Raw genomic sequence first — 12,545 nt, forward strand, 5'->3', positions numbered from 1 at the left:
TGCGAGCTCGGTGGGCACGGCGGAATAGCAATGAAGCTCACCGCGAAACTGGCCGAGCTTCAGATCGACATCGGCTACGGGGCGATCGACGACCACTACGTCGCCGGTGCCGGGCGCGGCACAGCCTGAGGACTCCGCGGCGGCGATCATCGAATAACTGCGTTTACGACGGCTCCACCCTGGCCCACCGGTGGGCGCGCAAAAGACTGCTTTGCGGCCTCATCCCTCCGCCTGGATTGAGTCGCAGGAACCGAATGGCGCATGTGCTTTTGGAACCGGCAGAGTGGTCAGAACGCAATTCTCCTTCCCGCTATCTTTACAGAGATTCGACAATCCAGTTGGTGAAGGTCCCAGATCGCGCAATCATTGATGCGCTCAGGTCTGGGCATGCGCCCATCCGCAACCATGTCATCAAGAGCATCGATCCGACACCAACACAGAGAATTGCTTCCTCATGAGAGAGGCGTCGCGGCGGACATGAGATGCGTCACTCTTCATGATCGCCGCCTCCGAGGATGTCGGGATCGAGCCAGTGCAACGGCACGATAGGGCGAAGGATTTGGCAGCTCTTGCAACTGCCGACCTCGATGGGAGACGGCATATCGCGATCTGTCCGGCAGAGACACCGGGTTATGCACTGTCCGTTCATGAAGGCTTCGTGCTGGTCTCCATGAGAAGTATTCTGGTGCAGAAGGTGCCCGATTAGCTATTCGGAAAAGGCGACATCGACGTGCAAATCGGGCGCCGCCGGTGGCGTCCCCCCTCAATGTCGGATTTCCGACAGGATCGCAAATCCGCCAACCCGCTGTTTAGCAAGGTTTTCCTTCTCTGGCACGGCCCATGCACGGGATTCTGCGAACGCATCAGCGAGACGTCGTCCATGATCATGCGCACCGAAAATGCCGTCGCCGCAGAAAAACCGCGCTCTCGCCCGCCATCAAGCCGGCGAAAGGTCGGCGCGTCATGGTCGAGGCGGGCGACTCGGCCGGCTTCAAACACCTGATGGGCCTGGAAAGCGTCTCGCGTAACGGCGAGGCGGTCATCGAGGCGGGCGGAAAGGATATACGTTGATGCCCCCAACCCACGTCCCCGGCATGACCCGTCGATTGTCACCGCGCTGGAATGCTCGGGTCTACATTCGACAACCCGCAGGACAATTCTCGCAAATCCGGTCGGCACCGGGGATCGAAACGTCCGCGAGGGGGCCAATGGCTATGGCCGATACTAGCCGCGAACAAGCCGCCTAGTGGGAAGATTCTATAGGAGGAAAGCCAAGTGGAGTTATCTTGCGTTGGGGTCGGTGCTGGGCCGTCCAATTTGAGCCTCGCGTGTCAGATACACGAGCAAGTTGGGCAAGGGGCACTGTTCCTGGATCGGCAGGTCGACTTCCGCTGGCATTCAGGCATCGCTTTTGATTCCTCGGAGCTCCAGGTCAGCCACTTCAAGGATCTGGTCACGCTGGTGAATCCGCGATCAGCCTACACTTTCGTAAACTTCCTGCACGAGAAGGGGCGTCTGTACCACTTCCTGAACGCACAGTTCGAAGCCGTGCTCAGAGTTGAGTTTGAGCAATACCTGAACTGGGTCTTCCAAAGGAACCCACTTGTACGTGGCGGCGAGACGGTGCGCGAAATCCGATTTGACGGCGAGTTCCGGGTGCGGACGGATAAGGCGGTTCTCGGCGCCAGAAACCTCGTGGTCGGCATTGGCAAGCAGGCGCAAATTCCGTCTCAGTTTCAGGGCTGGACTGGACGCAACCTGTTCCACTCATCTGTTTTATTGCACATCCATCCTGAGGTGCGGAGAAAGCATGTCTGCGTGGTTGGCGGAGGCCAGTCGGGAGCCGAGGTGATGTTGCACCTTGTCGGCCTGCCGAAAGAACGGCGGCCTGCCTCGATCACTTGGGTCTCGCAGCGTGAGAACTACCTGCCTCTCGACGACAGCCCGTTCACAAACGAGTTGTTCATGCCCTGCTTTTCGGATCGTTTCGCGGCGATGAGCGAGTCGCAGCGCAAGCTGCTCCTGCGGCGTTTCGTGCTTGCCTCGGACGGCATTTCGGAAAGTACATTGCGCGCGATCTATCAGGCGCTGTACCGCCACGCATTTTTCGAGCCAAACCGATGCGACATCACACTGCGGCCGGGCTGCACCGTCTCGCACTGCATCAACGCCGGCGCGGGTCACAGACTGACCCTGCAGCACGGCATGGACGAGGTCGAAGAAGTCACGGCTGACATCGTCATCCTGGCCACCGGTTACGAGAACGCGGTCCCAGACTTCTTGGCACCCATCGCGCACCGGCTGGAGCAGATCGACAATGAATTAGCTATTCGCGAGGATTTTTCGGTGAGCTGGGACGGACCGGGTGACAGACGCATCTTCGTACAAAACGCGAGCCTCGGGCAGCGCGGCCTGGCCGATCCGAACCTAAGCCTGCTGGCCTGGCGCGCGCGCCGCATCCTCGATAGCCTTCTTGGGCGCGCGCCATGCGCGAACCCCGAGCATCCGGGCTTCATCAGCCATACCTCGATCGAGCGCTGGCCCGACCCCGTAGCCGAAGAAATGGGCAGCGGGATATGACTCGTAGACTTCTGATTATCGGCGGTGGCATCCTAGGAATGATGTCCGCCTCCGCTGCGCCGAAGGCCGGAGGCTTCTCCGAAATCATCGTGACCGAACAAGCCCTTGGACCAAGCGGCGCATCGCATTATTCTGGGGGCGTGCATTTCCCCTACGGTTGTCAAGACCGTACCAGGTCGCTCACTCGAAAGAGCGCCGTGGTCTTGCCGGCCATGGCTGGGTCGGCGGTCAGCGGATGGTGCCGGCCTTTAGCAATGCGTGTCGTGGCTGGACCGGGTGAAGCGATTGATCCGGCCCAGTTTACGGAACCCCTGGACCCGGCTGAGCCTGACATAGGCAGTCTCGCGCCGAGCTTCTGCGGGCAATATCCGCCGGAGCGGAACGCACTTAGCATCGCCGTCCCACATGACGTGAGTCCGTCTCTGTGGACCCGCAACTTGACCAGCGCCCGACTGCCCTAATTGGGATGTCCGACCAACCAGTCTTTCCAACAGGAGGCTTTTCGTATGTTGACTGATGCACAAAGAGAAAAGTGGCAGAAAGACGGATACGTCAGGCTCGAAAGGTTCTTCGCTCCGGCGGCTCAGGAAGATATCTCTATTTTTGTCGAAGATATGTCACGTTGGGATGTCAGCGATGATAAATGGCTCATGTGGTTCGAGAAGACGACGGACAATCGAAAGATCATCTCCAAGATCGAGAATTTTCTCGACTTCCATGATCCATTGCGTCGTTTGCTCTTAGAAGATCAGCGCATACAGTCAGCGGTCGAGGATTTGCTTGGCGAAGATTCGCGCAGGCTCAAGGAGCTGCTGATTTTCCACTACCCCGACAGCGGCGGCTATCTCCCGCATCAGGACATTTATCACATTCCACACAAACTCCCCGACCGGATGGTCCATGCGGTGGTTGCCATAGGCATCGACGACTCCGACCCGGAAAACGGCGGGCTTTTCTTCAGCCCCGGCAACCACAAGAAGGGGGTGTTTCCCATGGATGCCGGTGGGGTGATCGATCCTCAAGTCGCCGAAATGTTCTCCTGGGAACCCGTAGTATGGAAGGCTGGCGACATCTTCATCTTCGACGATTACGCACCGCACTACTCACGACCGAACAAAAGCAATCGTTCGCGGCGGACACTCTACTTGGTGTTCCAGCGTGCTTCAACCGGTGGACCGACCCGCGCTGAATATAACGTGCTTAAGCGCGCCCTTAACCCACCCGAGGGCAAAGTGGCCGATCTCGACAATCTCAAGCCCCCAAATGGCATTTTCTATCGCGATTGAGCTCACGCAGCCAGGCGGAGGCATGCACACCAAACTGATCGGCCGCTCAAAAATGCGCGGAGAGTATGGCGTTCTGATTTGCGGGCTCGCGGAGCATCGACCGCAGCCCGTTACGACGCTTTGGCACGTGGATTGTGGGGGTGGTCGCAGGGCGGTCTTCTATGACGCCTACAGCCCGACTGGCGCCCCCCTCGTCGTGCGCCTGGCGGCCCAGAGCCGCATTATTCTGGCCGGGGCCGCCAACGGGTTGGGCTGCGGCTTCTCTGCGCAACTTGCACAAGAGGCTGTTGCGTTGGCATCGGGAGATGCCACTGTTTCAACTGCTAAGGTTCGTTGTCATGCGCAAATACACGTTTTCTCGAACGGAGCTGTCGCGGGCGTTCGGTATCGACATGGCCACGCTTGGAACGGGAAGCGTCGGCACGGGTTTTTCGTTCGGTAGGCTGGCACCGGGCGTTACATCCGAGCCCCATCGGCATGACGAAATCGAGGCCTTCGTGGTCCTGTCTGGCGCGGGCAAGGTCACGATCGACCGTGGGGAAATCTCGGTCGAGGCGGGCGATGTCGTTCTGTTCCACCCCTTTGAAGCGCATGTGCTGCGCAACGATGGGGACGAAGACCTAAATTTCGTCGATGTCTACTGGCGAGACGGCGAGGCCGCCCTTGATGCCGCTGCAAAGACCACGGCTCCACGCGGGCCGATCTTCGTCTTCTCCACGCCGCCAACGCCAAATGGCGATCTGCATCTGGGACATCTTTCTGGCCCCTATTTCGGCGCCGACGTCTATACTCGTTTCCTGCGCATGAAAGGAGTCGAAGCATATCACCTCACTGGAAGCGATGACAACCAGAGCTACGTCACGATACGCGCCGATGCCGATCAATCGACGCCTGCAAACGTGGCGCGCTACTACGCCGACGAAATTCGCGCCACGCTTGCACTTCTCGATTGCGACGTCCACAGCTTCCAACCCACAATGGGCGATGACGGTTACGGCGAGTTTCAAGCCGCGTGTTTCCGGAGTCTTCTGAGCAGCACGGCGGTAGATCTGCGCCAGAGCCCTGCGCTTTTCGATGCTGTGACAGGCCACTATCTTTACGAGCCGGATGTTAGCGGCCTCTGCCCCGATTGCGGGGGCTCCGCCGCTGGCAACATCTGCGAGGAATGCGGCGCCCCAAACCTTTGCCACGACTTGGGTGCAGCCCGGTCACGGCAGTCTGCCGAGGCGCCGCTGGTCGGCTCCGTCCGCCGCCCGGAACTTGCCTTGGACCGATGCTACGACAATATCGACCGGCATCTAAGGGCGTCGGGCGTCCCGCTACGGATCTTAGATCTCTTCGCGCGCCTACGCCGACGCGGCAACTTTTCAGTGCCCATTACCCACCCCTCGGACTGGGGCCTGCCGGCCGAAGGGTTCCCGGGGCAAGTGATCTGGGTCTGGCCGGAAATGGCCTTCGGTTTTCTTTACAACATTCAGGCGCTCGGCCGCTTGCTGGGTCGCGACTGGAAGGCGGAGATGCCCGGCAACGACTGGCAGATTGTCCATTTCTTCGGCTTCGACAATTCGTTCTACCACGCGCTACTCTACCCCGCTCTTTACGCCGAGGTCTTCTCCCACTGGACGCCACGCATCCACTATCACGTCAACGAGTTCTACCTGCTCGACGGCAAGAAGTTCTCAACCAGCTGCCGCCATGCGGTCTGGGGCAAGGAGGTTCTGAGCCCAAAGACAGTCGACGTCGTGCGCCTCCATTTGGGCCTGACACGCCCGGAAGGTGAGCGGACGGATTTCACGCTGGACGCGCTGCGCCGCACCGAGAACGAGGTGTTCCAAGGGATTTGGCTGAACTGGCTTGATGCGTTGGACCAGGAAATCAAGCAGGATTTTGCCGGCCGTGTACCCGATGCAGGCGACTGGAGCCCGGTCGACCGCGCCTTCTTTGCTCGGATAGAGATCTATCGCGCGGCGATGGAGCGCGCCTATTCGGACGAAGGCTTCTCGGTCCGGCGCGCGGCCGCTCAGGTCTGCGATTTCGTGCGCGATTGCGTGATCTACCGTGGGGCGCGAGACTATGAGGCGGCGCGACGTTTCTATCCCGCCCGCAATCGGACTTCGCTAGCCCTTCAGACGACGGCCGCTGCGATCCTGACACCGACACTCGCTCCGCTGATGCCCCGCTTCGCCAGAACGTTGGCGCGAGGCATCGATGGCGTCTCAACCGAAACATGGCCCCGGTCCGTCCAGCGCCTTGCGCCCGGGACGCGCTTTGATCTCGGACCCGTGTTGGTGTTCTACGCCAAATCCGGCAATCCTCATCTCGATGAGGAGGAAGCACTATGAGCCCAAAGGTGCACCAGTGAGCTATCCCAATCTCGACCAGATCTGCGCGGCAATCAAAGCCGATGATGCCAAATATCTTTACTCGCTGTCACTGGCGACCGAAGCCGCTATCAGACGGTAGAGACCAGATTGGCGGACCTGAACCAACGCATCGTCGACACCCTGGCCCGCGCCTTCGAGGACCGCTCGGCCGATCGCTTCCCAGCCCTTGCTGTTTCGTGCCGCAAATGCCGTGTGGGCTCGACTGCGCTGACCAACCTCTTCGGCATCGCGGGATTTCCGTCCTCCAGCCGGTCAAGACTGACATGCGGTTCGAGGCGCTTAGTCAACCTGGCGCGCCCTGGATCGTGCGCCGATCACCGGAAATGTCGAATGCGAATGCCTGCCTGATGGTATCTTCGATTCTGTCCGAGCCTGTACTGGCGCGGCAGTCGGCCGAAGAACAACTGAGCTACTGACAATCGGAAGGTAGCAGGTTCAAAATTCTGCCCCAGAAACCGGATATTGCGCACAACCAGCGTTCACGATCGCGATGGTGCACAAGCTTCCAGCCAGACCCGCGCAACGACAGCCGTCGCCTGACGATGTCGGCGAGGGCCTCCAAATCCCTCGCAAGCGTATCCTCCGTTACATGCACGCATGCACGCCCTCTTCGCCGACAATGCAGACGCTTGTCTCGTCGAGAGATAAGTCCAGCCAGGGTGCTCCTTCAGGATTGCGTGTTTGCTCGGTACGGAGCCGCCCCTCAGTTCCCAATCGAGGAGCGATCCTACAATTCACATATTTGGAAATCGCTCGCTAGGTTACCCGGTCTGTGAACCCTGCAAGCCGAAAAGTCAGATGCCGCCCATGCAGAGATATTTCATTTCGAGGTAGTCCTCGAGGCCATGGCGGGATCCCTCCCGCCCGATGCCGGACTGTTTTATCCCACCGAACGGCGCCGCTTCCGAAGACATCCGGCCGGTATTTACCCCGACCATTCCATATTCCAAGGCCTCGGCCACACGCCAGACACGCTTCAGGTTGGAGGCATAAAAGTAGGCCGCGAGGCCGTAGATCGTGTCGTTGGCCTCACGCACGACCTGATCCGCATCTTTGAAGCGAATAATCGGTGCCAGCGGCCCGAATGTCTCTTCTTGCGCGACGGTCATCTCGCTGGAGACACCGGTCAGGACTGTCGGTTGGAAAAACGTGCCATTCGTGCCGATGCGTTTGCCCCCGCAGCTAATTGCGCCGCCTTTGGCGACGGCATCGGCAATATGGGATTCGATCTTGGCCAATGCGTGCTTGTCGATGAGCGGTCCGATGTCCACTCCGGGAGCGAAACCATCACCAACTTGAAGTTGGCGAGCCCGTTGCACGAATTTCTCGACGAACTCGTCGTGAACGCCCGACTGGACGTAAAGGCGGTTCGCCGAAACGCAGGTCTGGCCGGCATTGCGGAACTTCGCCTGGATCGCACCGTCAACCGCGGCATCGATATCGGCATCATCGAAGACGATGAAAGGTGCATTGCCGCCGAGCTCAAGGCTGACTTTTTTGATCTGGTCCGAGCACTGGCGCATGAGCAGGCGCCCGATCTCAGTCGACCCGGTGAAGCTGATCTTGCGGACCTTGGGATTGGTACAAAGTTCGCGGCCGACCGCGTCACCTTCGGACGCATAGATCAGGTTGACGACGCCTTCGGGAAAGCCAGCCTGATGGGCGAGGGCGAACATTGCTCCCGCCACGAGTGGCGTCTGTTCAGCGGGCTTGAGGACGATCGTGCAGCCCGCCGCCAAGGCTGGCGAGATTTTGCGCGCCACCATCGAGGCCGGGAAATTCCATGGCGTTATCGTGCCAACAACTCCGATGGGCTGCTTGATTACCAGCATTCGGCGGTCCATCGATGGTGCGGAGATCGTCTCGCCATAGACGCGATTGGCCTCCTCGGCGTACCATTGCAGATACGCCGCAGCATGCGATATCTCCGACTTGGCTTCTGCAAGCGGCTTGCCCATCTCCGCGGTGAGAATCGCGGCGAGATCGTCGGCGTGGTCGATGATCAACTGATGCCATCGCCATAGAACGTCGCTGCGCTCACGTGCGGTCAACCCTGCCCATCCAGGCTGCGCGACATAGGCCTCGTCGATCGCAGCGCATGTCTCCTCGATACCCATGTCGGGTAGTTCTGCCAGCACTTCGCCAGTCGACGGGTTGAGGACCTCGAATGTCCGCTCGCTAATCCGCGTGCCAAGTGCCGGCAGGCGATCAATGGGTCCAAACAGGTCAGGGGATCTCAGGTGACGGATCATCGGCAGGCACAGGGGCAATACCGGATTCCTCCTCAACGCAGCAGGTATATATAGCAGGTGCGGTGTGTACTCCGCGACGTCCGGGTTCCTTATAGGGCCTCGGCCAGACAGCTGGTAGACCACGGTAACCAACTGGAAAGGGAGAATACCTGAATACGCTAGAAGATGCCTCGCGGTTCTACTAGTCTAGGGCCTGTTGATATTCATGATTCCCATTCTGGCTTGATCGTGATTCAAGCTTTGGATGGAACGATTCGTGCTGACGGACGCCCAGTGGGCGAAGATGGAACCGCATTGTCTGGGTAAGCCAGCGGATCCTGGGCGAAGCGGCCAGGACAATCGCCTGTTCGTCGAAGCGGTTCTTTGGATCGTGCGGACTGGCAGTCCGTGGCGTGATCTGCCTGCCCTCTTCGGAAAGTGGAACAGCGTTTTCACGCGATACCGAGGTTGGGTCAAAGCCGATGTTTTCATTCGGCTTTTCGAGGCTTGCTCGGGCCAGCCGGACATGGAATACGCCATGGTCGACGCCACCATCGTCAAGGTCCATCGACACGGCCAGGGCGCAAAAGGGGGACTCAAAGCCAGGCCATAGGTCGCTCCAAGGGCGGTATGACAACCAAAATCTTGGCGCTTACCGACGCGCTTGGCAATCTCGTGCGCTTTGTCCTGCTGCCGGGCCAGCGCTTCGATACGGTCGGTGTCGAACCGCTCATCCAAGGCCTCTCCTTCGGCGCTCTGATCGCCGACAAGGCCTTCGACAGCAACACCATCATCGCCGATTTGAACGAGCGTGGCGCCAAGATCGTCATTTCCCAGCATCCGCGCCGAACAAAGCCGATCCCGCTCGATGCCGAGATGTACAAATGGCGTCATCTGATCGAGAATTTCTTCTGCAAACTCAAAGAGTTCAAACGCATCGCCATGCGCGCCGACAAAACCGACCAGAGCTTCAATGCCATCATTCATCTCGCTGCTGCCGTCATCAACTCCAAATGAATCTCAACAAGCCCTAGTCGAACGATTGAACAACGGACATCGGCTTCGCCAGCCGCGCGGAGTGGATGCTGGTGGCCTGCGCCTACAATCTGCGGACCACGAATCGGCGACTCTATCGACTCGAAGAGAGGCTGGCCTGAGGAGGAGCGCACCCCAATAATGACGCCTGAACCGGCAAATGCCTGGCAAGGCCCGCGAAAACCGCTCCTCGCGGCTTTAAACAGATCCCGTTTAGCCGGCGAGCGCCCGCAAGACGAGAAAGAGGATGGAGAGGAACAGGGTGGCGAAGGGGCGCCGAGGGAAGACCGGCCGGCGCATTTGCATGGGATGGAGCTCATGATCAATTCCCCGCCTGTTGCTGCGGCAAAAGATAGCCTGTGGTCGAATGGTCGAGCGCCAGATAACGCGCGGCGACCGCCTTGACCTCGTCGGTGGTGACCTTGCGGACGCGGTCCGGCCTCTCGAGCACGTCCTTCACATTGCCACCGGTGGTGAGCGTCTTGCCATAAATGTTGGCGATATGGTCCAGCTCGTCGTGCGCAAAAATCACCGAGCGGATATAGCGGTCTTTGGCCTTGTCCAGCTCGTCGCTGGTGACGCCATCCTTGGCGATCCGGGCGACTTCGGCAACGGCCGCCGCTTCGAGATCGACGAGCTTTGCATCGCCGCGCGGCGAGCCGGAGATGGTGAAATTGGTGTCGTCTAGCATGGTGCCCTGAAAGGAGGCGCCGGCCGCCGAGGCTATGCCTTGCTTGACGACAAGCTCCTGATATAGCCGGCTGCGGTTACCGCCGCCGAGGATCTCGGCCAGCAGGTCGAGCGCCTCGGCCTCGCCGGGCTCTGCCGTATGATAGGACGGCACCACCCATTGAGTGGAAAAGCTCGGCACCGAAACGCGCGCATCGGTCAGCGTCACTGTGCGCCTGGTGTTCTGCTCCGGCTCGACCGGACGGTTGCGCGGGGGCAGGTCCGGCCCGCGCACAACCTTGCCATAGGTCTTCTCGGCCAGCGCCTTCACCGTCTCAGGCTCTACGTCGCCGGCCACCACCAGCACGGCGTTGTTCGGTCGGTAGTATTTGTTGTAGATGGTGAATGCGTCGGTGCCGTTCAGCTTCTCCATCTCCTGCATCCAGCCGATGACCGGAATGCGGTAGGGCTGGTTCTGCCGCAACGTCGCGTTGACCTCCTCGTCCAGCAGAGCATGCGGGTTCGTCTCTCTGTGCCAACGGCGCTCCTCCAGGATCACGTCGCGCTCGGTCTTGATATCATCGTCGTTGAGGATGAGGTTGAACATGCGATCGGCCTCGAAGCCCATCATCTCACCCAACGCCGAGGGCGCCACCGTCTCGAGGAAGGTGGTGTAGTCATAGGCGGTGAAGGCGTTATTGTAGCCGCCGATGGCTGAGACGGCTCGGTCGAACTCGCCGGCGGCGTGGTTGGTCGTCGCCTTGAACATCAGATGCTTGAGGAAATGGGCAAGGCCGGATTTGCCGGGTGGCTCGTCGGCGCTGCCGATCTTGTACCAGACCATATGAGTGACGATCGGCGCGCGGTGATCGGGGATGACGACCACTTCCATGCCGTTGTCGAGCAGAAAATCCGTCACCTTGCCGCCGGCAGTGGCGGCCAGAGCCGGAGCGGTCGTCACCAGGGCCAGCGCGGTGGCAATGAACGCGTTGCGCAGCCAGGCGGACGATCGATGGCTCCGGTTGTGGTGGCTGGTCGAAAGGCAAGGTTCGAGGCAAAGTGATTTGTCCCTAATTTTGATGAAGGCGCTGCGTCCCCGTCTCCCCGCGTGGGAGGATCGGCGGGTAGCGCCGAGCCAGATGAATAAGCTCTTCATGGAGCCAGGCCTTACCCGAGCCTCATCTTTGGATGGACCCAGGAGACCTGCGGCGGTATTTCTTGGTGAGGTGATCATGGGACGGATTCTCCTTGGTCCGCGACGCCTTGCGGATGACCAAGCATGCACCGTGCCAGATCAGAAAACCGTTCGAGGCAGTGGACAAATCGGGCTCTGCCATGTTGCGCATCCGACATTGTCGGACATCGGACAGGGCCGAACGCGACGCGCGCGGCTGAGAATATCTTCTTCGTTCGGAAGACGATTGGGCGCGCTGCCGGGGAGGGGTATAGGATGCGCTTCGAATGGCCGCTGCACTGACGGTGAGAATGGAGATGTTGGTCGCCGCAGCGGAACCCTGTCCTCGACAGCCAGACCGGGTCGATGCTGAAGGGCAGAGGCGTGAGCAGCCCAGCCAAGTCGAGCGCGGAGCCTGCTCGCGCTAGGACGGATCTGATCCAAAAATCGGCAACTTGGGCGATATCGGCGAGGCGCTGGACAACGAAGATCGTAGGACTCGGGCGGGAAAAAACGATGCGGTCGCGCTTCTGGCGTAATGCGCCTGCCGCGAGGCCGTTGAGCCTGATGAGTTGCTGCGCGAAAGGAAAGGGGAGTGTTTGCGCGGGACCTTGGTCAGACGTAAGAAACAACCGTCGAGCTCGCCGTAGAGGGGCATGCAGGCACGTTTGTCGCTGGAGGACAGCAGCACGGAAGCTGTCCGCGCTTGCCGTCGTCGCTGGGTACCAAACAGGAGAATTTGGCGGTCGCGGTCGAATTCATCTGCGTAAATACCGACTGGCTGTGCTCGGTTTGCCGGCGAACAGATTTTGCCTTCTTTGCGGCTCCAAACGCATCCCTGGCGGCGTGGTCCCTTAGGTCAAGAGCATCGGGTGAGTAACAGCCTGATCCTGCTCAATCTGATACGCGCCAACCGCCTCGCCGGATTGTGGAACCGCTCGCGGGTAGCTTCTACCACAAACAGCAAGGTCATGAAATCAAGTAGGAAGTCGTCGATCGCTTGGGCGATTGTTTCTGACTTGCCCTTGAACTGGTCCAGCAAAACGCGCGCGTTATCGATCGCTTCCACGCTGGTGGCATCGATCAACCCCTCGACCCTCTTGAAACAATCCAATTCGAAACTCCTTCAAGCGCTTGCCAAGCCGTTATGCACGAAGGTAGCTCCGTGAACTACCCGGCCTTTGAC

8 protein-coding genes and 1 pseudogene are annotated in these 12,545 nt (G+C 59.8%); 6 read left to right on the plus strand and 3 right to left on the minus strand.

Annotation, left to right across the window (positions count from 1 at the left end; genetic code table 11):
* Positions 1 to 496: 496 nt before the first annotated feature.
* From NKH16_RS24700 to NKH16_RS24720, 5 genes are all read left to right on the plus strand, one after another.
* Positions 497 to 706, plus strand: coding sequence for a hypothetical protein (locus tag NKH16_RS24700; RefSeq protein ID WP_352485074.1), 210 nt, complete (start codon positions 497 to 499; stop codon positions 704 to 706).
* A 134-nt stretch (positions 707 to 840) separates the two neighbouring features.
* The gene (locus NKH16_RS24705; protein ID WP_352902317.1) at positions 841 to 1,071 is read left to right on the plus strand and encodes an iron-sulfur cluster assembly accessory protein; all 231 of its coding nucleotides are present in this window, start codon (positions 841 to 843) and stop codon (positions 1,069 to 1,071) included.
* 246 nt (positions 1,072 to 1,317) lie between these two features.
* The gene (locus NKH16_RS24710; protein WP_352902319.1) at positions 1,318 to 2,580 is read left to right on the plus strand and encodes a lysine N(6)-hydroxylase/L-ornithine N(5)-oxygenase family protein; all 1,263 of its coding nucleotides are present in this window, start codon (positions 1,318 to 1,320) and stop codon (positions 2,578 to 2,580) included.
* 506 nt (positions 2,581 to 3,086) lie between these two features.
* Positions 3,087 to 3,866 carry a phytanoyl-CoA dioxygenase family protein gene (locus NKH16_RS24715; protein ID WP_352819008.1) on the plus strand — a complete coding sequence of 260 codons (780 nt, stop codon included), beginning with the start codon at positions 3,087 to 3,089 and terminating at the stop codon, positions 3,864 to 3,866.
* A gap of 338 nt (positions 3,867 to 4,204) precedes the next feature.
* Positions 4,205 to 6,208: a class I tRNA ligase family protein gene (locus tag NKH16_RS24720; RefSeq protein ID WP_352902322.1), complete on the plus strand. Its 2,004-nt coding sequence runs from the start codon at positions 4,205 to 4,207 to the stop codon at positions 6,206 to 6,208.
* A gap of 836 nt (positions 6,209 to 7,044) precedes the next feature.
* Here the strand turns inward: NKH16_RS24720 and NKH16_RS24725 are convergent.
* Entirely contained in the window at positions 7,045 to 8,502 is a 1,458-nt protein-coding gene (locus NKH16_RS24725) for an NAD-dependent succinate-semialdehyde dehydrogenase (RefSeq protein ID WP_502911746.1), read from the minus strand.
* Between the two features lie 283 nt (positions 8,503 to 8,785).
* On the opposite strand from NKH16_RS24725, the pseudogene NKH16_RS24730 reads away from it, so the two are divergent.
* A pseudogene (locus NKH16_RS24730) lies at positions 8,786 to 9,498 on the plus strand (IS5 family transposase).
* A gap of 340 nt (positions 9,499 to 9,838) precedes the next feature.
* Here the strand turns inward: NKH16_RS24730 and NKH16_RS24735 are convergent.
* Together NKH16_RS24735 and NKH16_RS24740 are read right to left on the minus strand one after the other, a co-directional pair.
* Positions 9,839 to 11,341 carry a M16 family metallopeptidase gene (locus NKH16_RS24735; RefSeq protein ID WP_084641661.1) on the minus strand — a complete coding sequence of 501 codons (1,503 nt, stop codon included), beginning with the start codon at positions 11,339 to 11,341 and terminating at the stop codon, positions 9,839 to 9,841.
* Positions 11,342 to 12,218: 877 nt separating this feature from the next.
* Entirely contained in the window at positions 12,219 to 12,446 is a 228-nt protein-coding gene (locus NKH16_RS24740) for a hypothetical protein (RefSeq protein ID WP_352473851.1), read from the minus strand.
* Positions 12,447 to 12,545 lie beyond the last annotated feature (99 nt).

Source organism: Mesorhizobium sp. M1307 (assembly GCF_040318155.1).
GTDB lineage: Bacteria > Pseudomonadota > Alphaproteobacteria > Rhizobiales > Rhizobiaceae > Mesorhizobium.